Source organism: Thermoanaerobacterium sp. R66 (genome assembly GCF_028895185.1).
Taxonomy (GTDB): Bacteria; Bacillota; Thermoanaerobacteria; order Thermoanaerobacterales; family Thermoanaerobacteraceae; genus Thermoanaerobacterium.
The window spans coordinates 915,130-939,774 of the sequence record NZ_JAEUWW010000001.1; the positions used below are offsets into that span (position 1 = coordinate 915,130).

Annotated in this window: 25 protein-coding genes and 1 tRNA gene; 5 read left to right on the forward strand and 21 right to left on the reverse strand. The window is 34.3% G+C overall.

Translation table 11 applies throughout. The features are described 5' to 3' along the window. The first annotated feature begins 85 nt into the window (after window positions 1–85). Window positions 86–571: a DUF3189 family protein gene (locus tag JJQ93_RS04545; protein ID WP_085112076.1), complete on the forward strand. Its 486-nt coding sequence runs from the start codon at window positions 86–88 to the stop codon at window positions 569–571. Here JJQ93_RS04545 and hflX read toward each other — a convergent pair. Next, window positions 558–1,796: a GTPase HflX gene (gene hflX, locus JJQ93_RS04550; protein ID WP_274892871.1), complete on the reverse strand. Its 1,239-nt coding sequence runs from the start codon at window positions 1,794–1,796 to the stop codon at window positions 558–560. The genes JJQ93_RS04545 and hflX overlap by 14 nt on opposite strands. 122 nt (window positions 1,797–1,918) lie before the next feature. Here hflX and JJQ93_RS04555 point away from each other — a divergent pair. Then, a tRNA-Leu gene (locus tag JJQ93_RS04555) sits at window positions 1,919–2,005 on the forward strand. Between the two features lie 143 nt (window positions 2,006–2,148). Here the strand turns inward: JJQ93_RS04555 and JJQ93_RS04560 are convergent. From JJQ93_RS04560 to JJQ93_RS04615, 12 genes are all read right to left on the reverse strand, one after another. Further along, entirely contained in the window at window positions 2,149–2,652 is a 504-nt protein-coding gene (locus JJQ93_RS04560) for a hypothetical protein (RefSeq protein ID WP_274892872.1), read from the reverse strand. 174 nt (window positions 2,653–2,826) lie between these two features. Further along, window positions 2,827–3,555 carry a phosphoadenylyl-sulfate reductase gene (locus JJQ93_RS04565; protein WP_274892873.1) on the reverse strand — a complete coding sequence of 243 codons (729 nt, stop codon included), beginning with the start codon at window positions 3,553–3,555 and terminating at the stop codon, window positions 2,827–2,829. Between the two features lie 27 nt (window positions 3,556–3,582). Further along, the gene (locus JJQ93_RS04570) at window positions 3,583–4,314 is read right to left on the reverse strand and encodes an ABC transporter permease (RefSeq protein ID WP_274892874.1); all 732 of its coding nucleotides are present in this window, start codon (window positions 4,312–4,314) and stop codon (window positions 3,583–3,585) included. Beyond that, window positions 4,283–5,131, reverse strand: a complete 849-nt coding sequence (locus JJQ93_RS04575; protein WP_274892875.1) for an ABC transporter ATP-binding protein — start codon at window positions 5,129–5,131, stop codon at window positions 4,283–4,285. The genes JJQ93_RS04570 and JJQ93_RS04575 overlap by 32 nt, the downstream gene beginning before the upstream one ends. Window positions 5,132–5,148: 17 nt before the next feature. Then, entirely contained in the window at window positions 5,149–6,834 is a 1,686-nt protein-coding gene (locus JJQ93_RS04580) for a sulfate adenylyltransferase subunit 1 (protein ID WP_274892876.1), read from the reverse strand. Window positions 6,835–6,846: 12 nt separating this feature from the next. Further along, complete coding sequence (gene cysD, locus JJQ93_RS04585) at window positions 6,847–7,647, reverse strand: sulfate adenylyltransferase subunit CysD (RefSeq protein ID WP_274892877.1); 801 nt, start codon at window positions 7,645–7,647, stop codon at window positions 6,847–6,849. Between the two features lie 64 nt (window positions 7,648–7,711). Then, complete coding sequence (locus JJQ93_RS04590) at window positions 7,712–8,938, reverse strand: O-acetylhomoserine aminocarboxypropyltransferase/cysteine synthase family protein (RefSeq protein WP_274892878.1); 1,227 nt, start codon at window positions 8,936–8,938, stop codon at window positions 7,712–7,714. Then, window positions 8,928–9,185 carry a sulfurtransferase TusA family protein gene (locus JJQ93_RS04595; RefSeq protein ID WP_085112087.1) on the reverse strand — a complete coding sequence of 86 codons (258 nt, stop codon included), beginning with the start codon at window positions 9,183–9,185 and terminating at the stop codon, window positions 8,928–8,930. The genes JJQ93_RS04590 and JJQ93_RS04595 overlap by 11 nt, the downstream gene beginning before the upstream one ends. A 24-nt stretch (window positions 9,186–9,209) precedes the next feature. Then, complete coding sequence (locus JJQ93_RS04600) at window positions 9,210–9,623, reverse strand: M67 family metallopeptidase (RefSeq protein WP_085112088.1); 414 nt, start codon at window positions 9,621–9,623, stop codon at window positions 9,210–9,212. Then, window positions 9,620–10,441 (reverse strand): HesA/MoeB/ThiF family protein, encoded by an 822-nt coding sequence (locus JJQ93_RS04605; protein WP_274892879.1) that lies wholly within the window; start codon window positions 10,439–10,441, stop codon window positions 9,620–9,622. The genes JJQ93_RS04600 and JJQ93_RS04605 overlap by 4 nt, the downstream gene beginning before the upstream one ends. Further along, window positions 10,438–10,647, reverse strand: a complete 210-nt coding sequence (gene thiS, locus JJQ93_RS04610) for a sulfur carrier protein ThiS (RefSeq protein WP_274892880.1) — start codon at window positions 10,645–10,647, stop codon at window positions 10,438–10,440. The genes JJQ93_RS04605 and thiS overlap by 4 nt, the downstream gene beginning before the upstream one ends. Before the next feature lie 12 nt (window positions 10,648–10,659). Beyond that, the gene (locus JJQ93_RS04615) at window positions 10,660–11,532 is read right to left on the reverse strand and encodes a ferredoxin-like domain-containing protein (protein ID WP_274892881.1); all 873 of its coding nucleotides are present in this window, start codon (window positions 11,530–11,532) and stop codon (window positions 10,660–10,662) included. A gap of 193 nt (window positions 11,533–11,725) precedes the next feature. Here JJQ93_RS04615 and hemB point away from each other — a divergent pair, with 193 nt between their 5' ends. The 3 genes from hemB to hemL are packed head-to-tail and all read left to right on the forward strand — an operon-like array spanning window position 11,726 to window position 14,558. Continuing rightward, window positions 11,726–12,700, forward strand: a complete 975-nt coding sequence (gene hemB, locus JJQ93_RS04620) for a porphobilinogen synthase (protein ID WP_274892882.1) — start codon at window positions 11,726–11,728, stop codon at window positions 12,698–12,700. Beyond that, on the forward strand, window positions 12,682–13,269 hold the full coding sequence (locus JJQ93_RS04625) for a precorrin-2 dehydrogenase/sirohydrochlorin ferrochelatase family protein (RefSeq protein ID WP_274892883.1): 588 nt from the start codon (window positions 12,682–12,684) through the stop codon (window positions 13,267–13,269). Before hemB ends, JJQ93_RS04625 begins: the two co-directional genes overlap by 19 nt. An 8-nt stretch (window positions 13,270–13,277) precedes the next feature. Next, a complete protein-coding gene (gene hemL / locus JJQ93_RS04630; RefSeq protein ID WP_503010012.1) occupies window positions 13,278–14,558 on the forward strand; it encodes a glutamate-1-semialdehyde 2,1-aminomutase in 1,281 nt (426 codons plus the stop codon). 31 nt (window positions 14,559–14,589) lie between these two features. On the opposite strand, the gene cobA is transcribed toward hemL, so the two are convergent. The 8 genes from cobA to JJQ93_RS04670 form a co-directional block, all read right to left on the reverse strand. Continuing rightward, window positions 14,590–16,080: a uroporphyrinogen-III C-methyltransferase gene (gene cobA, locus JJQ93_RS04635; protein ID WP_274892886.1), complete on the reverse strand. Its 1,491-nt coding sequence runs from the start codon at window positions 16,078–16,080 to the stop codon at window positions 14,590–14,592. Further along, window positions 16,080–16,973, reverse strand: coding sequence for a hydroxymethylbilane synthase (gene hemC, locus JJQ93_RS04640; RefSeq protein WP_274892887.1), 894 nt, complete (start codon window positions 16,971–16,973; stop codon window positions 16,080–16,082). The genes cobA and hemC overlap by 1 nt, the downstream gene beginning before the upstream one ends. Then, window positions 16,970–18,208, reverse strand: a complete 1,239-nt coding sequence (gene hemA / locus JJQ93_RS04645; RefSeq protein WP_274892888.1) for a glutamyl-tRNA reductase — start codon at window positions 18,206–18,208, stop codon at window positions 16,970–16,972. The genes hemC and hemA overlap by 4 nt, the downstream gene beginning before the upstream one ends. A gap of 128 nt (window positions 18,209–18,336) precedes the next feature. Then, window positions 18,337–19,134 (reverse strand): ABC transporter ATP-binding protein, encoded by a 798-nt coding sequence (locus tag JJQ93_RS04650; RefSeq protein ID WP_274892889.1) that lies wholly within the window; start codon window positions 19,132–19,134, stop codon window positions 18,337–18,339. Next, on the reverse strand, window positions 19,109–20,131 hold the full coding sequence (locus JJQ93_RS04655) for an ABC transporter ATP-binding protein (RefSeq protein ID WP_274892890.1): 1,023 nt from the start codon (window positions 20,129–20,131) through the stop codon (window positions 19,109–19,111). Before JJQ93_RS04655 ends, JJQ93_RS04650 begins: the two co-directional genes overlap by 26 nt. Before the next feature lie 5 nt (window positions 20,132–20,136). Continuing rightward, complete coding sequence (locus JJQ93_RS04660) at window positions 20,137–20,973, reverse strand: ABC transporter permease (RefSeq protein ID WP_085112099.1); 837 nt, start codon at window positions 20,971–20,973, stop codon at window positions 20,137–20,139. Window positions 20,974–20,979: 6 nt separating this feature from the next. Next, complete coding sequence (locus JJQ93_RS04665) at window positions 20,980–21,984, reverse strand: ABC transporter permease (protein WP_274892891.1); 1,005 nt, start codon at window positions 21,982–21,984, stop codon at window positions 20,980–20,982. Window positions 21,985–22,004: 20 nt separating this feature from the next. Beyond that, complete coding sequence (locus JJQ93_RS04670) at window positions 22,005–23,810, reverse strand: ABC transporter substrate-binding protein (protein WP_274892892.1); 1,806 nt, start codon at window positions 23,808–23,810, stop codon at window positions 22,005–22,007. Window positions 23,811–24,645: the final 835 nt, after the last annotated feature.

Here is a 24,645-nt window from a genome sequence, read left to right on the forward strand (position 1 = left end):
TTATCTTCGTTTCTAAAAATGGTTAAAAGTCTTAGAATAATTAATATAGATTCAATCAAAAATATATTTGAAAGGAGCGATTTGAATGCATATTATATACCACTGTTACGGAGGAACTCATACATCGGTTATAGCTTCTTACATCCATATTGGGATGCTGCCAACAGATAAAATTCCTTCAAAATCAGAAATTGAAGGAATTCCTATGTTTGACAGATTAAATGGTCAAAATGATACAGGTCATATAGTCTTAATAGGTACAGATGAATATGGCAACAACGTATATTCTTTAGGCGTAAAAAACGGAAAAAAACTCGTGGAGCCAGCTTTAAAAGATCTATATTATCATTTATTCAATACAAATGATGGTTTGCTTATTATTGATACATCATCTGCTACAAACTGGATAATGAAAATAGGTGGTTTCACGTCCATAGCTTTGAAAATGCCTGTAATAGGAAGACCTCTTGTATCATATGGAGTGACAAAAGCATACAAAAACATAGTTCAGATTGTAAAAAATGTAAAAGCACAAGAAAGTGCTGAATATAACGCTATCAAGAGACAATAAAATCTTTCAACACATTTCTCTCCATCGCACTTACTTGTGCTTTTATCTTGATTCCTTTTTCATCATACTCCTCTTTTAAAATTTTAGAGTTTTTCTTCAAAAACAAGTATTCATTACTATTTGCGTAAGAGAAATAGAAATCTAAAATAAACAAATCACTGTATGCAAATCTGTCAACCGCCTTTAACAATTCATCAATCCCAATTCTTTCTTTAGCAGAAATATATACACTATCACCTTTGTTTTCAGGCACCTTGTCCAAAAGATCGGATTTGTTGTAAACATTTATCTTAGGCTTATTAATGACATCAAGAGCTTTAAGAACACCCTCAACTACACCGATTTTATGCATTACATCTTTCGCAGATATATCTATAACATGAAGTAAGACATCTGCATATTTTAGCTCCTCCAATGTAGACTTAAAAGCTTCCACTAAATCATGTGGCAACTTTCTTATAAATCCAACTGTATCAATCAAAACAATTTCTCGCCCAGATGGCAAAACAAGTTTCCTTGCTGTTGGATCAAGCGTAGCAAAAAGCTTATCTTCAGCATAGACAGAAGCATTTGTAAGTACATTCATCAATGTAGATTTGCCAGCATTTGTGTATCCTATTATGGCTACAACAGGAACTTCATTTTTTCTCCTTCTCCCTCTTAAAAGCTCTCTGTGTCTTCTTAAATCATCTATTTTTGCTTCGATCGCTCTTATTCGCTCCTTAATATGTCGCCTATCTGTCTCAAGTTTTGTCTCACCGGGACCTCTTGTCCCTATACCACCACCTAACCTCGATAAATCATTTCCGATTCCTTGAAGTCTCGGCAATCTGTACTTCAACTGAGCAAGTTCAACTTGAAGTATGCCCTCTGCCGACTTTGCTCTTTTCGCAAAAATGTCTAGAATAAGACCTGTCCTATCGATTACTTTCTTATTCACAACATCTTCGATATTTTTAATCTGGATACCCGTAAGCTCATCATTAACAATTATCATGCTAACATCATTATTTTCAATGAATTCTTTTAATTCCATAAGCTTGCCTTTACCTATATAACTTGTCCTATCTATGTTCGTTCTTGATTGTGTCATTACACCTACAACTTCTGCACCGGCTGTCTCTGCCAGCTCTTTTAATTCGTCCATGCTTTCATTATCATCATCATTTATAATTACTCCCACTAATACTGCCTTTTCCTTGCTATCATTCATTTCATTGCCCATAAAATTCACTCCACACATGTATTCGATACATATATATTATCCCGTCTTAACAAAATAATCAACATTTTTAAATTAGGTATTGAAATTTTAGTTTTTATATGATAATATATCTAATGTGACGTGCCGAAGTGGTGAAACTGGCAGACGCGCTGGACTCAAAATCCAGTGGTAGCGATACCGTGTGGGTTCGAGTCCCACCTTCGGCACCAAAGATAAGCCAATAATTTTATTTTATTAAGATAAAAAAAGTCTTTATATAATAACAAAGAAATTTAAAGGTTGCTGTTTTACGCATCATAAAAGAGCAGGATGTAGGGATCCTGCTTTTTTAATTTTGCTATATTATTATTCATTAGTTTTTTCTAGCAAGTTGAAGATTAGCTGTACCATTATACTTAGTATCAAGTACATATATATCAAGGATGTATTTTTCTTTCGATATATCCTTTTTAATTACTTTGGGTTCAGTAGTAGTGCTGGAAATCTCAAGGTAATATGAAAGATAATTTAAATCAGGATTATATCCATAAACAACAACAAGAGTTTCATATTGCTGAAATTGATAAACCCATACCAAATCTCTTTGCTTTATTGATGCTACTGATCCTCCAAAGTATTTTCCATCTCTAAACAAATCTAAATAAATATTTTCTCCATCTTGTCCGAGAAAACCTGAAAAATGCTTGTTTGTCTTTTGCACTTTGATACTATAATTGGGTTTATTTGAGTATTTATCTCTTAAGAATTCTTCAGAATTTACTGTTTTTGCAAAAAAATATTTGCCTACAATTATTGATAACACGATAGCTACTACTAATAAACCAATTAGTCTAATAAAATTTTTATTCTTTTTCAAAGCATCACCTCCCTTACCACTTGCATTTATATTATACATATTTTCTATAAAAGTATAGAAATTCCTTCTAAAATTTTTATCAAACGTATAGAATTTTTGCATATAACATCAAAAAAACTCGTTCAAGTTTATGCATCTAAAATGCATAGTTTAAACGAGTTTTTTGATGTTTGCTTATTCAACAGTTTTATTTTGAATGTGAAGTCCACATTCTTTTTTATCTGGATCTTCCCACCACCATCTTCCGCTTCTAACGTCTTCTCCAGGCTTTACAGCCCTTGTACAAGGCTGACATCCAATGCTTCTGAAGCCTTTATCATAAAGGCTGTTGTAAGGGATATTTTCTTTTTTTATATATTCCCAAACCATATCTTCAGTCCAAAATGCAATGGGATTTATCTTATATATAGAATGAATGTAGTCCCACTCAAATATATTTATATTCTCACGAGTTACAGATTGTTCTCTTCTTAAGCCACATATCCATCCATCAACCGTAGCAAGAACTCTTTTTAGCGGTTTTACTTTTCTAATTTCACAGCATTTTTTCCTAAGATCAACGCTTTGGTAAAAAAGATTCGGACCATATTTTCTAATCAATGGCTCTAAGTCCTGGCTTTCAGGAGTATACACTTCGTAATTAAAATGATATCTCCTCATTGTTCGTTCCATCAGATCATATGTTGATTGAAAGTGTCTTCCAGTATCGATAAAAAATATCCTTGCCTTACTATCAATCTTCAATAGTATATCTGTTAAAAGCTGATCTTCTATTGAAAGACTTGATGCTAATACAACACGAGATGCACCAATTTTATCATAAATATACTTTATAATCTCAAAAGGACTTTTATCTTTATATTCATTGTTTAATAATTCAAGATCTAATTTATCTATGCTCATTATATCTCACCTCATAATATAAAAATTTTACATCAAACCCCATCTACACCTTATTGATTTTTCTATTCTTCCAAATACGAATTTATCTATGATTAAACCTAAAATTAAAATTACAAGCATTACAGCAACAACCTGGCTTATATCAGATGTCTCTTTTCCTTTCGAAAGAATCTGTCCAAGACCTGTTGCAGATACCAACATCTCACCAGAAATCAAACCTCTCCAAGCAAATGCCCATCCTTCCTTAAGCCCTGACACTATACTTGGAAGCGCGGCAGGAATGATCACATTTGAATATAATTTATATCCTTTAGCCCCCATTGTCTTAGCTGCTTTTAAATAAATCGGATTTACGTTTTTAATCCCTAAATCTACAGCAAGACTAATAGAAAATATAGAACCAATGGCTATTACAAAAATTATTGTACTTTCGTTGTATCCAAACCAAAGAATTGCAAAAGGAACCCATGCAAGATTAGGTAAAGTCTGTAAACCCAATATCAACGAGCTGAAATTTTCTTCAATATATTTAAATCGAATCATTATAAAACCTATGATAGAACCAATAACAACAGATATTAAGTATCCAATTACAAGTCTTCTCATGCTGGATAATATTGCATATATAAGCATTTTAGTTTCGAATAGTCTAATGATTAGAAGAAAAACAGAGATTGGAGAAGGTACAATACTTGCATTCCAGATTTTTACGGTTCCTGCATTTATTTTATATGCCGCTTCCCATATTGCTATCAACATTAGATAGAAACAAATCCTTTTCAACACTCCAATCACCGTCATATTCAGCTTTTGCAACTTTCTCTACCTCCTCCCTTAACTCATCCATTATTTTCCTTACATAGTAATTTACGTCCGTACTTTCTGGTTTTCTTGGCCTAGAAAGCTCTATCTTAAATTCTTTTTTAACTTTTCCTGGATTAGTGGACATCACAACGACGCGATCCGCCAATACCACTGCTTCTTCTATATTATGGGTAACAAAGACAATTGTCCTTTTCGTAGCCATCCAGATTCGCTGCAATTCCATCTGTAAGATATTTCTCGTTTGACTGTCAAGGGCTGAAAATGGTTCATCCATCAAAAGCACCTGAGAATCAATGGCTAAAGCTCTTGCAAGTGCAACCCGCTGCCTCATGCCACCAGACAATTGATGAATATATGAATCTTTAAATTTTGTAAGGTGAACCATTTTTAAATATTCCATAGCTTTTCTTTTTCTTTCTTCATTTTTGATGCCTGTCATCTTCATCCCAAACTCTACATTTTCTATAACTGTAAGCCAGGGGAAAAGAGCAGATTCTTGAAACACGACTGCTCTATCAATGCCTGCATCATTTACTACACTACCATTTAAAATAATTCTGCCACATGATGCACTTTCGAGGCCGGCAATTATATTAAGTAGTGTAGACTTTCCACAACCAGAAGGACCAACAAGACATACAAATTCCCCTTTGTTTATTAAAAGATTAACATTATCCAGCACTAAATTTGCTTTTGAATCAAATCCAAAACTTTTTGATATATTTTCAATAACAAGAAACAAATCAAACACCTCTTAAGTTCCCGCTTTTAAACTGCTTTATATACAATCCGCTTATTAGCTATAGGGTCATACCACTTGTTTGCAAAATCAACTAAATCGTATTTTGACTCCTTAAAATCATTTTTAAAATTGATAAAATCATCTTGATTTTTTACCTTTACCAAAAATCCATCACTGCTATATACAGGATAACCTTCATACTTATACTCATTTAAATTGATTAAATCAATCAACTTACCATTCCTTATTAAGGCAGATAGCTCAATATTTAAGTCAATGACATCAAAATTATCAGGGTAATAATATGTGTCTCCATTTACAGGCAAATCATCACCTATTTTATAGGGTTTTCTTTCAACAGCTACTTTTTTTATCTCGTTAGATGGTATTAAATAATAGTATTCATCAAAGCAGGTTATCGGAAGTTCCACATTTCCTTTTACAAATTTATTTGCTACACCTAAAATTTCTAAGCCATTTATAATTCCTCCACCGCTTATATCATAGCCATCTACAATAACAAATCTGCCTGTTACATGATTATTTCTAAATTCATCAAAACAAATTTTATCTTTGGTCTTTATCACAACTTCAGCGACTTCATTAGTATTTACTTCTTTTGCGTTATCATTGGAAAAAAGCGTAGAAGCATCTATTACTCTATTAATTGCGGCTATTTCACATTCTGTTTCTTGTGTAACTAATTTAAGTTTATATCTTTTATTCATTGTCAGCCTTTTTTCGCCCATCCAGAATATATTCGCCTTAAACGTATCTCCTACCAGTGGAGCCTCATCGTCCTTGCGGGTTATAAATTCTCCCCTTTTATAGAAAAACTCATCAAAAAGCGTAATTCCGACTGACATTCCCGCTTCAACTTTTGCCGTTTTGTCTTTTTCTTGCCAGTATTCGATAGATTTTATTTTAGACGTTCTTTTGCTTGGATATATTACTATTTCATCTCCTACATTAAGTACGCCAGATTCTATCCTACCGGCAATAATCCTTCTATTGTCGAATTTATAAACATCTTGTATAGGTAACCTCAGTGGTTTATCGATTATCTCTTTATCCTTTTCAAAAATATCTAAAGCATCTAAGACTGTATCACCTTTATACCACGGCATTTTTTCTGACCTTAAAGCTATATTCTCACCATAAAAAGCGGATACGGGTATATATTTTTGTGGAAAGACATTAATGCTTTTTAGAAAAACATCCATATCGCTTTTTACATCTAAAAATTTTTCTTCCGAATAATCTATTAAGTCCATTTTATTAACCAAAACATAAACCTTTTTTATGCCCAGCAATGATAGGATGTACCCATGCCTTTTTGACTGTTCTCTCACACCTTCATTGGCGTCTATAACAAGTAACGCAGCTTCTGCGTTAGCTGCACCAGATATCATATTTTTTAAAAATTCTACATGTCCCGGTGCATCTATTATTACGTAATCTCTCTTTTTTGTATGAAATTGAATTTGCGTCGTGTCGATGGTTATGCCTTGTTTCTGTTCCTCTTCAAAAGCATCTAATAAATACGCATATTCAAATGGCTTACCAGTTTCTTTTGATATTCTTTTTACTTTTTCAATGGCCCCCTCCGGCAATGACTTTGTGTCGTACAAAAGCCTTCCAATAACTGTGGACTTTCCGTGATCAACGTGGCCTACAACTACTATTCTAAAAATTTCTTTACTTTCAACCATTTTTCTCCTCCTTTACATATAGCCGTCTTTCCTCAGTTTTTGCATTGCATATGCATCTTCTTTGTCCTGTGCTCTTCCAGCCCGTTCATTTATATTTGTGTGCTTTAGTTCCTCAATAATTTCATCAACTGTTGCAGCATTTGAATCTACTTGTCCTGTACATTGTGCACATCCAAGACTTCTGTACCTTTTACCATTCTTTGCAAAATACAAATCCACCACCGGTATGTTTTCCCTCTTTATATATTGCCAAATATCTAATTCAGTCCAGTTTAATATAGGATGTACCCTGATATGATTACCTTTTGGAAAATCCGTCTTAAACTGATCCCAAAGCTCTGGATGCTGGTTTGTGTAATTCCACTCAGACTCTTTATTTCGTTCACTGAAAATCCTTTCTTTTGATCTCGAACCTTCTTCATCCCTTCTCACACCTACAATCAATCCTTCAAATTTATACTTATCTATCACATGCTGCAATGCATCTGTTTTTAGTGCCTTACAGCAAACTAATCTGCCTTTCTCTGGCCCCATGCCATTATTTATAGCATCCCAGTTTGTATAGACGATAAGGTCGAGATTATACTCCTTTGCAATCTTATCTCTAAATCTTATCATTTTAGGTATTTTATACGTCGTATCTATATGAATAAAAGGAAACGGGCAATGTCCAAAAAAAGCCTTTTTAGCAAGCCACAACATAACTGTAGAATCTTTCCCAATCGACCACAACATACCAAGTTTTCCAAAGCTTTTATAAGCTTCTCTTAATATGTATATACTTTGAGATTCCAACATATCTAATCGATCCATATTAACACCTCACAAAAATAATTAATAGTAAACACATCTAAATACTCGTAATTCTAATAAAAAATTATAGCCTTTCAATGGACTGCATAAAATCTTCCTTTAAATCTTCTACATCTTCCAGACCAACGCAGATTCTTATTAAATCGTCATATACTCCCATGAACTTTTTTTCCTCATCACTGCTTTCAGCAAAAATCGTAGATGATGGATGAATTATAAGCGTACGTGTATCACCTATATTCGTGATATTTGTTGCATACTTTAAAGAGTTAATCATTTTATAGGCTCTTTCTTTAGAACCTACACGAATTGTCAGTATGGCACCAAATTTATCACCAAACTGTCTTTTTGCAATATCGTGAAATGGGTTTTCTTTAAGCCCCGGATAGTTAACTGATAGTACTTTATCAAATTTTTTCAAAAAAGCAGCTAATTCATAAGCATTATGGCATATCCTTTCCATCCTTATTCCAAGCGTCTCTAAACCCAAATTATTAAGATACGCATTAAATGGAGACATACATGCGCCAATATTTCTAAAGAGGCCCTTTCTAAGCTTTGCTAAATATGCAAATTGCCCATATTTTTCAAACCTTTTAAGCATCGAAAACTTATCAAAATCCCAATTAAATTTACCAGAATCGACTATAATTCCACCAATAGAGTTTCCGTGTCCATTTATAAATTTTGATGTTGAATGTATAACGATGTCTGCCCCCATCTCTATCGGTCGAATTAAATATGGAGTAGTCACAGTATTATCCACAATTAAAGGAATTTTATTTTCGTGTGCCAGAACAGAAAGACTTTTTATATCAGGAACATCTAATTTAGGATTTCCAATCGTTTCAATATAAATCAATTTTGTATTATCAGTTATAGATTCTTTAAAAGCGTCTATTGAATTATCTTTTGCAAATTTTACAGTAATGCCAAAGTTTCCAAAATCTTTAAACAGTTCATACGTCCCACCAAATATTCCTGAACTAGATAGTATTTCATCACCAGCCTTTAATATATTTAAAATAGCCAAAGTTATAGCAGCCATTCCTGATGAGCATGCAACTGCCCCTATTCCACTTTCCAGTAATGCAATCCTTCTTTCAAAAGCTTCAATAGTTGGGTTATTTATTCTCGTATATGTAAAGCCATATTGGCTGCCTTTAAATATATTCTCCATCTCTTCCGCTGAATGGCTAAATGATGTAGATTGATATATAGGCATCAATGAGGCTCCAGTCTTTTCATCAGGTTCATAATTCAGATGTAATAGCTTTGTATTAAACCTCATCCAAAGGGCCTCCCTTTTTAACAAATATCGTATAAGTTCCATCTCTATTATTTATAACATTTAATATCTTATGTCCTTCATCTTTAAAGCTGGATGGTACATTCTTAATCGGCTCTCCTTCATTCATTCTTACTTCAAGGATTTGCCCGTCTTCTAATTCTTCTATAGCCACCTTAGCTTTGACAAAAGTAATAGGGCATACTACATCAGTTATATCTATAAAACTGTCAGCTTTTATATCTTTCATGATTATACTTCCTTTCCAAAATTTTTAATCTTCAATTAAAATATCTTCTTCATAGCTATTTCCATCCTCAATTATGAAACTCTTTAAGACAGGGTTTTCTTTGTCCATCAGTGACAATATTAAATAGCTGAGTTTACTATCAAATGCCAGTCTTTTGTCCTCTTCTGACGGCCTTGCCGGTGATTGGGGATGACTGTGGAAATTCCCGATAAGCGTAAGTTTGTTTTCTCTGAAATGCTTCAAAGCCTCAAATTGTTCTTTCGGATCCATTGAGAAGTGCTCAGGACTTCTGTCTATATTAGTCAACAAACGAATTTCCTTAACAAATTTCTTTTCACCATTTACTATTCCTGCAAGTAAGCCACATGCCTCGATAGGACTTTCTTTTTTTGCATGATTTAATATTTTTTCATAATCGTTCCTTGACAGTATTATCATTTGTGTTCCTCCTTGAGATCACACTGCGGTCCTGCATAATCTATCAATTCTTTTATTGTAGGATGGTTACCACAAACTTGACAACTTTTTCTCTTGGATATTTTTATTTTCCTAAAATCCATTTTTAACGCATCAAATGTCAATAAATAGCCTGTTAAAAGTTCACCAGCTCCAAGTATATACTTTAATGCTTCTGTTGCCTGAATCGTACCAATTATCCCACCCATGACTCCAAGCACTCCTGCCTGTCTACAAGTAGGAACGGCATCCTTCGGCGGCGGATCTTGAAAAACGCATCTATAGCACGGTCCCTCACCAGGTACATATGTCATTGTTTGACCTTCAAATCTTATTATTCCGGCATGTGAAAAAGGCTTTTTTATAAGCACACAAGCATCATTTATTAAGAATTTTGCCGGGAAATTATCCGTACCATCAATTATAAAGTCGTAATCTTTATCATTTATGATGTCAATTATGTTTTTAGAGCTTATCCACTCATGATATGTTATTACATTTACATCAGGATTCATCTCGCTGATTGTCTCTTTGCCGGATACAACTTTATCTTTGCCAATGTCCTTAGTTCTATGAATTATTTGTCTTTGAAGGTTTGACAAATCCACCCTATCATAATCTACTAATCCTATTGTTCCAACACCTGCTGCCGCAAGGTACATAGCTGCTGGCGCTCCAAGGCCACCTGTCCCTACTATCAAAACCTTTGAATTTAATATTTTTTGCTGCCCCTTTGCACCAACTTCTTTTAATATAATATGACGTGAATACCTTTCTAACTGTTCATTAGAAAAATTCATCTACTTCCTCCTCCCATGTAATAAAGGAATTCAACTGTATCTCCGTCTTTTACAATTATTTTATCAAAATCATCTCTTGACAATATTTCATCGTTAAGCTGAACCGTTACATATTCTTTCATTTTAACATTTAATACATCTAACAATTCCTTTACAATATACTCTCTGTCAATTTTTTGATCATTGCCATTTACTTTGATATTCATAAGCTACACCCCTCACTTTATATCTTCATCTTCTAAAATTTCTTTTTTGAAATTTTCCAGGCCAATTCTATTTATTGTGTCATAAAGCCTTTCTTTACTGATGCCATTGCTTTTGTAAAAATTCATTGTCTTCTCAATAATGTTTGGTATTTTTTCTACATCAACAAGATCTGCAATATGGTATCCAAAGTTGTACCTTTTGCCAAATTTGCCGCCCACAAAGACTGCTACTCCGCTTCTTTTTCTCTTCCATGCATCCATTGGGCACACCCTTATGCATGAACCGCAATAAATACATTTATCATCATCTCTTACAGCAAGACCATCTTTAATCGTAATTGCTTTAACGTCACAGACGTCTGCACACAGCCCGCAACCTGTGCATAAATCCTCATTAAGTTCAGGCTCTACCTGCCCTTGAAATCCGATATCATTAAATTGAGGTTTCGTACAATTATTAGGGCAACCTGAAATTCCCATTTTAAATTTATGTGGAAAACCAGGTGTTGGGAAAAACTCGTCGTCCAGTTTTTTTGCTAAACCTTGCGTATCAATTAATCCATATGGGCAAACAGTACCTTTGCAGGCTACAATCGGTCTTACTCTTGGCCCACAGCCAGCCATTGCAAGTCCAATTCTCTCAACTTCTTCTTTTGCCTCTTGTAATTTGGAGTAGTGAACCCAAGGAATCTCTATTCCCAGCCTTACTGTAAATGTGACATATCCTCTGCCGTATTTTTCAGCAAGTTCAGATACTTTTCTCATCTGTTCTGCAGTAATGTTACCTGCGACTACTCTTATTCTTATTGAATAGTAATCTTTTTGCTTTTGTTTAATGAATCCACCATCTTTTAATGTTTTTACTAAATCATCATTGAAAATCATCTTATCCTCCTTTAATTCATAGTAAATAGATATGAATTTGTGTATTTCTTTTTTTATAATTTAACACATCGTTTTATTAATGTCAATCCAATTTAAATTGAATTGCTAAACATAATTTTGAAAAATTAGCCATGTACATCAAACAAAAAGTGATATAATAATTTATAAATAAAATGTTTAGTGAGGTGTCGCTATGGAATTGCTAAAAAGGCCAAGAAGGCTTAGAACAAATGAAGTTATAAGAAGGATGGTAAAGGAAACGTCTATAAGCGTAGATGATTTGATATACCCTATGTTTGTCGTACCTGGTGAAAATATAAAAGAAGAAATTGAGGCAATGCCTGGAGTCTATCGTTATTCTATAGACAACCTCGTAAAAGAGGTTAAAGAAGTATATGATTTAAGAATACCCGCCGTACTGCTTTTTGGCATACCATCAAATAAAGATGAATTAGGTTCTGAAGCATATGATGATGATGGAATCATACAAAAAGCTGTAAAATCTATAAAAGAGTCAATTCCGCAAATGATTGTAATAACTGATGTATGTATGTGTGAGTATACAAGCCATGGTCATTGTGGAATTGTAAGAGACGGCTATGTACAAAATGATGAGACAGTTTCATACATAGCAAAAATAGCATTGTCACACGTCAAGGCAGGTGCAGACATCGTGGCACCTTCTGACATGATGGATGGACGTGTAAAAGCAATAAGAGATGTTTTAGATAAAAATGGTTATGTAAATACGCCAATAATATCCTACAGTGCTAAATATGCGTCGTCATTCTATGGTCCTTTCAGAGAAGCAGCCAATTCAGCACCTCAATTTGGAGATAGGAAGTCATACCAAATGGATCCTGCAAACTCTAATGAGGCTTTAAGAGAAATCTCACTTGACATAGAGGAAGGTGCTGACATAATAATGGTTAAACCTGCACTACCGTACCTCGATATAATAAGAAGAGCAAAAGACACCTTCAATATCCCAATCGCAGCATACAATGTAAGCGGTGAATACTCAATGATAAAATCCGCATCTCATATGGGTTATATAGACGAAAAATCTACAGTTTTGGAATCACTAACTGGAATAAAAAGAGCAGGCGCCGATATCATAATAACGTACTTTGCTAAGGATGTTGCAAAATGGCTTACTATCCTATAATGTTGAATATCGCAAATAAAAAATGCCTTGTTATAGGCGGAGGTAATATAGCTTACAGAAAGATATTGTATTTACTTGAATTTGGTGCAACTGTCACAGTATTATCATCATCTTTTATAGATGAGATTTTAGAATTGTGTAAAAGTCATAAAGTCAAATTGGTAAAACGAAATTATCAAAAAAATGATGTTGAAAATTACTTTTTAGTTGTTGTAGCAACAAATGATAAATTTATAAACAAAGAGATTTCGGATGAATGTAAGAAAAAAAACATACTTGTAAATGTCGTTGACGATAAAGAGCTTTCTACATTTATAGTTCCTTCTGTCATGAGAAAGGGTGATCTCACTATATCAATATCAACAAATGGTAAAAGTCCTTTATTGGCAAAGCGAATAAAAGAAATGCTTGACAACATGTTTGAAAATGATGTTGAAAATCTAATTGCTGAGCTAAGCAATGTGCGAGAGAAACTTAAAACAATTCCAATTTCAATGGAAGAAAAAATAAGATTATACGATGACATTATAAATAAGTACAATATTTTGAAAGGAAATGATAAAAAATGAGTTATGAAATGTCAAAAACTTTCTTTGAAAAAGCTAAAACTCTCATGCCTGGTGGTGTAAATAGCCCTGTAAGAGCGTTTAAATCTGTTGGAATAAATCCACCGTTTATAAAAAGAGGGTATGGCAGCCATATAGAAGATGTAGATGGAAATGAATACATTGATTATGTTCTTTCGTGGGGCCCACTTATATTAGGTCATTGTAATCCTCGCATAATCAATGCTTTAAAAAATCAGTTGGAAAATGGCACAAGTTTCGGAGCTTGCACTGAGGCAGAAGTCAAATTAGCCGAAAAAATAAAAAAGGCTGTTCCATCAGTTGAAGTCATAAGGATGGTAAATTCGGGCACAGAAGCTACAATGAGCGCTATACGATTAGCTCGTGGATATACTGGAAGGGATATCATAGTGAAATTTGAGGGGTGCTACCACGGCCATTCCGATGGTCTTCTCATTAAGGCAGGATCCGGCGCTCTTACATTTGGAACACCTGATTCAAAAGGCGTAACAAATGAAACTGCTAAAAACACCATAATAGCAAAGTATAATGACAGTGATTTGATTGTAGATGTATTTAAAAAATACGGAGAAAGTATCGCCGCGGTTATTGTTGAGCCAGTAGCAGGAAACATGGGAACTATTCCACCAAAAGAGGGATTTTTGAAGACTTTGCGAGAAGTTACAGAATCGTATGGTTCACTTCTCATATTCGATGAGGTTATGACTGGATTTAGAGTATCTTTTTCATGTGCTCAAGGACTATACGGTATTAATCCGGATATAACCACATTTGGAAAAATTATTGGAGGTGGCTTGCCTGTTGGTGCTTATGGTGGAAAAGAGGATATTATGAGGATGATCTCCCCAGATGGTCCTGTTTATCAAGCAGGTACATTATCTGGCAATCCACTTGCAATGGTGGCCGGTTACGAAACATTGAATGTATTATCAGAAGACCCTTCTATCTATGATGAATTGGATAAAAAAGCTGATAAACTATGCAGAGGTTTAAAGAATAGCATGGAACAAAATGGAATAGATGTTAAAATAAATCGCGTCGGTACAATGATGTGCATGTTTTTCACCGATAATGATGTATACGACTTTGAAACAGCTACTAAATCAAACACTGATTTATTTGCAAAATACTTTAAAGCCATGTTAAAGAGAGGCATTTATTTGCCACCGTCTCAGTATGAAACTTTTTTCTTATCCACTTCACATACAGATGAAGATATCGATAAGACAATTGAAGCAAGCTTTGAAGCAGCAAAAGAAATTTCAGCGTAGTAAATTATACGTTAAAGCGCGAAGATATCTCTCATGCTTCGCGCTTTAATATCTCTTTAATCAAGTCTTCAAATGTGTAAGTATTTGGAATTATATCAACTTTAAAACCATTTCTTTCTATTGATTCTTTCGTCACAGGTCCTATTGCGGCTATTTTTGCATCTCTTAAGTAAGATATATCATCTCCTAATATTAAAGACATGTAATTAAATGTTGATGTGCTTGTAAATATTGCTATATCAATACCCTTTTTAATTTCATTTATTAATTTATCTTTTATTTCATAATTTGGGGTATTTTTATACGCCACAATCTTATCTAAAAAGGCGATATCTTTAAGATTGTCTATAAGCACATCACCGCCTATATCAGAAGTCAAGAGTGCAACTTTCCCCTTTATTGGAATGTTTTTAAGCTTATCTGCTAAAGCCTTTGAAGTATATTCTTCAGGTACAATATCGGGATATATATGCATCTCGTTTAAAGCTTCATTCGTTTTGTCACCAATGGCTGCAATCTTTAATCTGTACAATCTTCTCACATCAAATTTCATCATATTTATAGCATTTTCAAAGGCTTTGACTCCATTTTTGCTGGCAAAGATGAGATATTCATAATCATTAACGTTATCAATAAGTTTTATGACGTTATCTATCTGATAAATTATCTTGATAGTCGGACATATTACAACATCCGCACCATTATCGCATAGTTCATCGATTGCATCAGAATTCAAATTAGAATCACTTGTCAGAAGAATTCTTTTCCCAAAAAGTCGTTTCTTTTCAAACCAATTAAGCTTTTCACTCATGTTTACAACTTTTCCAACAACTATTATTGCTGGATTGTGGATACCTTCCTTGAATGATTTATACGCTATTTCCGATATAGTACCATTTACAGATTTCTGTTTAGGCATTGTCCCGTTCATTATTACAGCAGCAGGCATATCTTTAGACATGCCATTTTCGATCAATTTGTTTGCTATAAACTTGATGTTTTTCATGCCCATCAAAAAGACAAGTGTACCATTAAGCTTCGAAAGCACTTTCCAATCCAAGTTTTCTAATTTGTCATCTGCTTCATGGCCTGTTATGACATGGAACGATGAACTTAAATTTCTATGCGTTATAGGAATACCTGCATAAGTTAAAACAGCTACAGCAGAGGTAATTCCCGGAATCACTTCAAACGGTATGCCCTTACCATAAAGATACTCACCTTCTTCACCACCTCTTCCAAAAACGTATGGATCTCCACCTTTTAAGCGCACTACGACATTGCCCTCTAAAGCCTTTTCTGCTATTATCTCATTTATCCTCCATTGCGGCACTTTATGTGAATCAGGCATCTTTCCAACATCTATAAACTCAGCACCATCTTTAGCCATCGCAAGTATGCTGTCATTTATCAACCTGTCATATACAATCACATCTGCTTTTTTTATCGCTTCAATTGCCTTTAATGTAATAAGATCTACATCTCCTGGCCCTGCACCTACTAAATAAACAAAACCTGCCATCATAAACCTCCAATTTTTTTAACTATAGCTTCACCAATACTTTCAATGTCTTTAATAAATCCAGTTTCTTTAAATTTAAGCAGTTTGCCATCTTTGTAGTACGAAATCCATATTGAAATCAGTTCTTCATTTCCAATTTTCTTGTATTCAGAGTATACGCCTAAAGGTATTTTGCAATTTCCACCAAGCTTCTTCATTATTTTCCTCTCTGCAGAAGATTCAAAAAAAGTCTTTACATCAAGAAGCATTGGGTATATTTCAAAAAATTCACTTTCAAAATCCACTCTTACTTCCACAGCCAATATACCTTGGCACGGCGCCGGTACAATCAAGTCAACAGGAAAATAATCCTTCACTAATTTATCAAGTCCAAGCCTCTTTATACCTGCAGCAGCTAAGACTATTCCATCTAAAATCAATTCATCCATCTTTCTTATCCTCGTAGCAATATTGCCTCGTATAGGAACTATCTCAATATCGGGTCTTAAATTTTTAAGCTGTACACTTCTCCTTAAGCTGCTTGTGCCGACTTTTGCATTTTCTCTTAAATCAATAAATCTTCCATTGTTTGAAATAAAAACGTCACGGGAATCCTCTCTTTTAAAAACAGGCAAAAGTTTCAACCCTTCAGGTATTTCAAAAGGCATATCTTTCATGCTATGGACAGCCATATCAATTTCATTATTCATCAAAGCATCTTCGATTTCCTTAATAAAAAGGCCCTTACCACCTATTTCACTTAAAGATACCTCATTAACAATGTCTCCTTTTGTGGTTATCTTAATTATTTCAAACTCCAAATCAGGCTTATATTTCTTTATTTCATTTATGATTATTAATGTCTGCGTCAAAGCTAATTCGCTTCCACGAGTTCCAACTCTTACCTTTTTCATGTTTTCACTTCGCTCCCATCAATGCAAAACGATACTTCGTCCATAATTAAAGCATCATCCTTCAGGTGCTTTATCATTACGTTAGCCATTTTTTCAGCTACTCTCTTAAGAGATATTTTAATATTTTCCTTGTCTTTGTCAGTCATTTTTTCCAACTTCTTTGCAAGCCTATCAAACTCACTGTCACAAACCTCGTTAGAATAAATGTTTATCTTTTTAATATGCGGTTCAACTTTTATGGCTTTAAACCAATTGTTAAATTCATTTACTCCTTCTAATACTATTTCTTCAGCTTTTCTAATGGCATTTAATTGTTCTATTCTGTTTTCTTCAGCAATTCTTTTAAGATCGTCAATCGAATAAAGCTTGACGCCAGGGATTCCGCCTATCTTAGGATCAATATCTCTCGGCAGTGCAATATCAACCATGCAAATCTGTTTGCCATTGTAGAAGCTATAAAATTTATCATAAGAGATAGTATAATGCGGCGCATTTGTAGCGCTTATCACTATGTCGCTTTTGGCAATCTGCTCATACTTGTCTGAATAAGGAACAAGCTGAATCTCTGGCATCTCTGATTTTAATTTCTGTGCTTTTGAATATGTTCTATTTGACACAAATATATTGACACCTTTTAAAATAAGATTCCTTATTGCAATCTTGCCCATTTCACCTGTACCTATTACAAAGGCATTTTTTCCTTTTAAATCTTTAAATACACTTTCTACAAATTTTACCGCAATATGACTTATAGATGATGAATAATTTTTTAATCCCGTTTCTGTCCGTACCTTTTTCCCTATGGAAATGGCATCCCTAAAAAGCTTGTTTAATATCTTCCCTGAAGCTCTGTTTTCTTGAGAAGTCATCAACGATTCTTTTACTTGACCTAATATCTGGTCCTCACCTAAAACCATAGATTCCAATCCACTGGCAACTCTAAATATGTGCTCAACTGTTTTTAATCCTGATATACAGTAAAAATAATTTCTAAATCCGCCATCCAAATTAAAATGCCTTATATAGAAGTCTATTATATCTTCAAAGCTTTTAGATTCTGAAAAAAAATATATCTCGCTTCTATGGCAAGTTGAAAGTATTGCTGCTTCATCTAAATCATTTTTCTTTAATACATTTAAAGCAACATCAACACCTTTATTAAATGCTACTCTTTCCCTAATTTCAATTGGTGTGTTTTGATCTATTCCCACCATCTTTATGTCATCAACATTCATACAACTCAACTTCTTTCTTAATGTAAATTTACATTTATACGCTAATCATAATTTTAACACAAAAATCATCTTTTTAAAAAGCTAAAAAAACATGCTCCAAAATAGGAACATGTTTTTAATTACCATTTTTATATGGCCCATTTGCTTTCTATTTTGGGCACATCTCCAATCAAATGCTTTGTGTAGTCCTCTTTAGGATTTAATATGACATCATCGGGCAAACCTTCCTCGACAAATCTACCTTCTTTCATAACGTATATTTTGTCAGAAACATAGTATGCAAGACCTATATCATGTGTTATAAAAACAACAGTAGTGCCAATTTCATCTTTTAATTTCATCAGTGCATCTAGTATGCTGGCTCTCGAGCAAGCATCGATCATAGATGTAGGTTCATCAGCTATGACAAGACTGGGTTTTATCAACAAAACACGAGCTATCATAAGCCTTTGCATTTGACCGCCTGAAAGCTCAAAAGGATATTTATTGTATATTTCATCAAATCTTAAATTTACAAAGCTTAAAGCTTCTTCAATTAACTTACGCTCTTCACCTTTATTTAATTTGACGTCTATCAATTTCATGCAGTCTAGCAGTACATTATTTACCTTTCTAAATATATTAAAAGAAGAAAAAGGATCTTGAAAAATAGGTTGTACATTTCTCCAATATTCAATCCTTTTCTTTTTAGTTCTCAAATCAATAAGATTCTCTTTAAAAAATATTTTGCCGTCTGTTGGCACTGTCAAACCTAATATCATTTTTGCTAATGTAGTCTTTCCACTGCCGCTTTCACCGACAATTGATATTATTTCACTGCTATTAAAATCAAAATTCACATGATCAACAGCCACAACTCTTTTTCTCTTGTCAGCAAAAACTTTAGTCACATCTCTCCCGCTAAGTAGTGGCAGACTTTTTGCCATCCTCATACATCTCCTTAAGCTCATCTATTTCAAAAGCGCATCTATAATTTCTTGGACCATGACTTTTTAAATTTATCTTTTCGCTCTTACATTCATCTTTTGCAAATTGGCACCGCTCAAAAAATCTGCATCCATTCAATTTTGATTTTAAGTTTGGAGGAGCACCAGTTATAACTGCTAGTTTTTTCCCTTTAATGCCTTTCTCAGGGACGATTATCGAGTTCATAAGTCCATGTGAATAAGGATGAATTGGATCAAATATAACTTCTTCTGCTTTTCCAGATTCAACTATCTCTCCAGCGTACATTACCAAGATTTCATCTGCAATATTGTAAAGTAATGGCAATTCATGCGTTATAAATATCATCGCTTTTATAAATCCTCTTTTTATTAAATCCTTTAAAAGTTTTATGACTATTTTCTGAGATGTAACATCCAACGCAGATGTAGGTTCATCTGCAACCAGAATTCCAGGATTAAGGATTGTGGAGATGGCTATAACTGTTCTCTGTTTCATACCACCTGAAAGTTCTATAGGATACCTTTGAAGCACATCTTTAGGCAAATTAAGTGTTTCAAATCTCTCTTCAGCAATCCTTTTTATCTCATTAAATGATATTCCTTTTATATGCTCTTTCATAACATCTGCTACAAGATTTATTATTTTTTGTGTAGGATTCAGAGCATTCATGGCTGCTTGTGGTATATACGCTATTTCTTTTCCAAGAATTCTTTCCCTTAACTGATTATATGGTAATTTAGCAATATCAATTCCGTTTATGTAAACTGCACCACTTTCATAAAAAAGTGGTGGATGATAATATCCCATAATACTCATGGCTAATGTAGATTTGCCACTTCCGCTTTCTCCTGCGATACCTAAACATTTTCCACTCTCCAAATTAAAGGACACATCATCTACAGCAATAATCCTTTCATTGAACCTTGTTTTATATACGCTTTTTAAATTTTTAACCTGCAATAAAATTTCAGCCATAATTATTAACTCCTTATCTGTGGATTAAATACTTGGTCAAGGCCTGTATTCATCAAATTAAGAGAAAATGTAATAAGCGCAATCATCAATACTGGCGGTACAAAAGCCCACCATGCCCCGCTCATATGTGCCTCATACATGGTAGCCCAATTTAACATAAGTCCAAGCGTCACAGTATTTTGCGGACCAAGCCCCAACATTGATATAGTCGCTTCTGAAAGGATTCCTGACGCAACTTGAAGTATAAATGCCATGCCTACATAAGATGCAATATAAGGCAATATCTCCATTACAATAATCTTCGGTACGCTATACCCTGAAACCTTTGCAAGATTCACATGATCCCGATTTCGAAGGGATATTGTCTGTGCCCTTACAGCTCGCGCAGTCCACGGCCAACTCGTAAATCCGATCACCAATGCTGTTGTCAAAAACGATCTTGAACTTATGCTTACAGATATTAAAACAAGAATAATAAATGATGGAATTACAATAAAAATATTTGTGACAGATGATAAAATGTTATCTGCCAATCCTCCTAAATACCCTCCTGATAGACCTATAATAAGGCCTATGCATGTGGCTATTGCTCCAGCTAAAATTCCTATAATCAATGAAGTTTTTCCTCCAGCAATCAACTCAACTAATTCATTTCGCCCGAAATTATCTGCGCCTAATGGCAGATTCGCTCCCGGAGGCTGAAACATTGTGTAATTCATCTTTAATGGATCTTCTTTGTTTAATAAAGGAAAAATAACAATACATAAAAGCAATAAAGCAAAGATAGCTACTCCCACATCGAACTTGCCCGATTTAAAAATCATCTTAAAATTACCATTCATGCTTCATCACTCCCGTTGTGACACTTTTATTCTTGGATCTATCAACCCATACACAATGTCTATCAAAAAATTTGCTACAAGAACTCCTGTAGTAATCAAAAGTGTACACCCTGATATAAGAGGAAAGTCCTGCGCCGCAATTGCATTAAAAAGTACAGAACCCAAACCAGGATAGCTAAAGACAATTTCCGTAATAAGAGCACCCCCCACCATCGTGCCTAAAGAAAGCGCTAAACCCGTTATCTGAGGCAAAACCGCATTTTTGAAGACGTACTTGACAATCTTTGAATCTCTAAGTCCTAACAATCTACAATACTTAACATAATCTGCGTTAAGCTCGTAAATCGACATTTCCCTCATGCCAAGTGACTGACCCCCAATGCCCACTAATACAATTGACCAAAATGGAAGTTGATAATGCTGTAAAACAGATAGGAAAAATGAAAAAGTAGGACTTGGAATCATGTCAAACGCATATCCACCGCTGGCTGGCGCTATTTTTAATGCCACTGCAAACAGCCACACCATTACAATGGCAAATCCAAATGAAGGTATACAACTTATAAATAAAAAAACTGGAAATAAAATTCTATCAAATCCTTTTTTTACATAAGCAGCCAGAACCCCTAAAACATTGCCAAGAATCCAACTTACGATTATTGCCGGCAATTGAAGTCCTATCGTCCATACAATTGAACTTGCCAAAATATCTGTAACTTTCCTCGGATACTGGCCAAAAGAAGTACCCATGTTGCCATGAAACAAGTTTGATACATATATCATAAATTGCTCCCAAATAGGTTTATTTAGTCCAAACTCTTTTTCAAATGTTTCATAAACCCGTTTAATTGAATTTGTGTCTGCCATACCGCTTGTAATTTTTGAGACAATGGTTGATACCGGATTACCCGGTATCAACCTTGGCAATAGAAAGTTCAGAAATACGGCTACTACAAAAGTTAGGACATACCACGCAATTTTGCTTGTCATATATTTTCTATAACTTTTCACCTTAAACTCTCCTCTATTTTTTATTTAGAAGAATGAATTTTGTAAAGAGCCGCTATTCCATAACCATCCATGCAGATATTTGGAGGAATATTCGTCCCATCCCCTTCAACAGGGAATCCACTCCATACAGAAGTATTAACGGTGTAGAAATCAGCCGGCCTGTACATTAAGCCAATCATCGGAACTTCTTTTAAGTAGATCTCATTAAGCTTTGTCCATGCATCCTTCAATTGATTTTCATCTGTTATAGTTGGAATCTGATTAAGCAATGTATCGACTTCGCTGTTTTTATACCGTCCATAGTTAAAATAAGCTGTCTGACCTATAGGAACATAACCATTTGAACTCATTGCTTGATATGCACGAGCCCATGGTGAAGATATGCCAATGCCTTGATATGAGTACATTCCCATATCAAAATTGCCAGTCTGCATATCATTGTTCCAGACAGATTGTTGTGGGAAATACGTCTGAACATCAATGCCGATCTCTTTGCAACTTTCTGCTACGATTTCCAATGCAGCATTCCAGTCAGACCATCCAGTCGGACATTCAACCTTAAAAGATAGTTTCTGACCATTTAACACCCTTATTCCATCAGGTCCTTTCTTTGCACCAATCGAATCAAGGAGTGCATTGGCTCCTGCGATATCATTTGATTTCCACTGCAAAGGTGCCAACTGGTTTTGATCTATAAGCTTCTGCTCTGAATCAAGTGGCAGCATCAGTGATGGCGACATCGTTCCTGAATAGCCACTCATGGCGTTCTTGGCAATTTTATCGTAATCAATGGCCATTGCTATTGCGCGCCGCACATTTGCATTGTCAAGTCCCGGTTTTGTAACATTGATTACAAGCCACGGGATCACTCCGGGCATATAGTATGGTGGTTTCGATAAGTATGTCTTTATATTTGGGCCAAATGTCTGTATGTTAGGCGTAAATTGCTGTGAAACGTCTACTTGATTTTGTCTTAAAGCAGTGTCTCCTGCTGCGTTGTCCTTAAATATATTGTGTACTATATATTTTGGTGCAGGCAATTTACCCCACATAGATGGTGATTTACCCCAGTAGTTGTCATCTCTTATCAAGACAACTTTAGAATTGTCATAATAGTAAACCTTGTATGGACCTGATGCTACAGGATTTTCGTTTACTTCACTTGATATTTTACTAAAATCATTATTGTCTTTTTCTTCTATCTTTGTCCAAACATGTTTAGGAAGAATGTAAACTGATTCTAATGCTTCTTCAACCATTAATGGATTTTTATTATCGCTTTTCAGCTTAAACTCTACTGTCGTTTCATCTTTTGCAGTTACACTGTCAAGGTAATTCCAGTTACTGGACCACGAAACGGGATATTTTTTGCCTAACTCAAAAGTATATGCGACATCGTCAGCCGTAACTTTCTCGCCGTCATTCCATTTTGCATCAGGATTTAAAGTTACAGTACAAACCGTATTATCTGGCGAAAACTGATATGTCTTTCCCAGAAGCGGATACATCTTCCCGTCAAGCTGATTGTACATAAACAATGTTTCATAAGTAAGCTCCCTTGCTATGCTGGTTGCAGATAGCGGAAGTGAAGTCTGACTGGGGCTTAAAGGATTAAACGTCGTAGGCGGTCCCCACTGTAAACCACTTATATACAATGTCTCATTTCGAGGCGTAGCCTCTCCGGGTTTTACAGCATTCTCACTTGTAGTGGTGGTCTTGTTATTTTTAGATGCCTTGTTAGAATTTGAATTACTACCGCATCCGACTATAAGCAATGATACCATTAAAAATACCAGTATCATGCTTATAAGTTTCCTGAATTTCATAAGATCCCCCTCTTTCTTTTTTTACCTTAGAGCCTGATCATAAATCTCATTCATGTGAAAAGGCCCCATGTTTCAACAGAATACAAAGACGGCACCTCCCTTTTAAAAATTTTTAATTAAATTATGAAAGCGATAAAACAATAATTTTTTGTGCGGGCCGCTCTTTTGTAACTGTGATATTTTATATATTTTAAAACTTCTTTTGTAAATATGCGCATTAGGAAATATTGCTTAAAAGTCTTGATAAAACATTTACTACAATCATTAAAAAACGAAAGTTAAACATTTGTGTGTTGTTGCATTGTTATGATGATTACAAAGAATTAAACACTAGAAAATTTGTGTTTAAAAAATCATTATTTAACCTAAATATGTAACTAAAATCTTTGTTTAAACTTATTATATTTTATACAAAACATAAAGTCAATATTTATATTAAATTTTTATTTTAAATTTGTTTTTACGTTATTAATTCATTTTAATATCAAAAATAGGTTACAATTTGTTGTCTTTTTCGACAAAATAATGTAACCTATTCTTATATTCCACACAAGTTTGTACTATTATGTCACACCGTAAAATTTCATATTAAATCATAGGTATATGCAATTCCTACATTAACTTACTGTTTTTTTTGCGATTTCTACCAATTTACTTGGCGATAGGTATTCTCCTTCCAACTTTTGTTGAGATATCTCCCAATTTTGACAAAACAGACATCTTATGTTACAGCCATATGTACCTGCAGATAGTATATGACTGCCGGGCATGAAATGATATAAAAAAGTTATAAATCAAAGAAAGAAGTCAACTTACACCAAAGATAGGGGGTGTA

Bases quoted from the DNA above. Each gene is read 5' to 3' on its own strand.
- JJQ93_RS04600 (WP_085112088.1), bottom strand. From the start codon at position 9,623: ATGATAATACTGTCAAGGAACGATTATGAAAAAATATTAAATCATGCA.
- hflX (WP_274892871.1), bottom strand. From the start codon at position 1,796: ATGGGCAATGAAATGAATGATAGCAAGGAAAAGGCAGTATTAGTGGGA.
- JJQ93_RS04570 (WP_274892874.1), bottom strand. From the start codon at position 4,314: ATGTTGATAGCAATATGGGAAGCGGCATATAAAATAAATGCAGGAACC.
- JJQ93_RS04595 (WP_085112087.1), bottom strand. From the start codon at position 9,185: ATGAAAGATATAAAAGCTGACAGTTTTATAGATATAACTGATGTAGTA.
- hemC (WP_274892887.1), bottom strand. From the start codon at position 16,973: ATGAAAAAGGTAAGAGTTGGAACTCGTGGAAGCGAATTAGCTTTGACG.
- JJQ93_RS04625 (WP_274892883.1), top strand. From the start codon at position 12,682: ATGGCTTACTATCCTATAATGTTGAATATCGCAAATAAAAAATGCCTT.
- JJQ93_RS04565 (WP_274892873.1), bottom strand. From the start codon at position 3,555: ATGAGCATAGATAAATTAGATCTTGAATTATTAAACAATGAATATAAA.
- JJQ93_RS04615 (WP_274892881.1), bottom strand. From the start codon at position 11,532: ATGATTTTCAATGATGATTTAGTAAAAACATTAAAAGATGGTGGATTC.
- JJQ93_RS04655 (WP_274892890.1), bottom strand. From the start codon at position 20,131: ATGGCTGAAATTTTATTGCAGGTTAAAAATTTAAAAAGCGTATATAAA.
- JJQ93_RS04580 (WP_274892876.1), bottom strand. From the start codon at position 6,834: ATGGTTGAAAGTAAAGAAATTTTTAGAATAGTAGTTGTAGGCCACGTT.
- cysD (WP_274892877.1), bottom strand. From the start codon at position 7,647: ATGGATCGATTAGATATGTTGGAATCTCAAAGTATATACATATTAAGA.
- cobA (WP_274892886.1), bottom strand. From the start codon at position 16,080: ATGGCAGGTTTTGTTTATTTAGTAGGTGCAGGGCCAGGAGATGTAGAT.
- thiS (WP_274892880.1), bottom strand. From the start codon at position 10,647: ATGAATATCAAAGTAAATGGCAATGATCAAAAAATTGACAGAGAGTAT.
- JJQ93_RS04545 (WP_085112076.1), top strand. From the start codon at position 86: ATGCATATTATATACCACTGTTACGGAGGAACTCATACATCGGTTATA.
- hemB (WP_274892882.1), top strand. From the start codon at position 11,726: ATGGAATTGCTAAAAAGGCCAAGAAGGCTTAGAACAAATGAAGTTATA.
- JJQ93_RS04670 (WP_274892892.1), bottom strand. From the start codon at position 23,810: ATGAAATTCAGGAAACTTATAAGCATGATACTGGTATTTTTAATGGTA.
- hemA (WP_274892888.1), bottom strand. From the start codon at position 18,208: ATGAATGTTGATGACATAAAGATGGTGGGAATAGATCAAAACACACCA.
- hemL (WP_503010012.1), top strand. From the start codon at position 13,278: ATGTCAAAAACTTTCTTTGAAAAAGCTAAAACTCTCATGCCTGGTGGT.
- JJQ93_RS04605 (WP_274892879.1), bottom strand. From the start codon at position 10,441: ATGAATTTTTCTAATGAACAGTTAGAAAGGTATTCACGTCATATTATA.
- JJQ93_RS04660 (WP_085112099.1), bottom strand. From the start codon at position 20,973: ATGAATGGTAATTTTAAGATGATTTTTAAATCGGGCAAGTTCGATGTG.
- JJQ93_RS04590 (WP_274892878.1), bottom strand. From the start codon at position 8,938: ATGAGGTTTAATACAAAGCTATTACATCTGAATTATGAACCTGATGAA.
- JJQ93_RS04650 (WP_274892889.1), bottom strand. From the start codon at position 19,134: ATGGCAAAAAGTCTGCCACTACTTAGCGGGAGAGATGTGACTAAAGTT.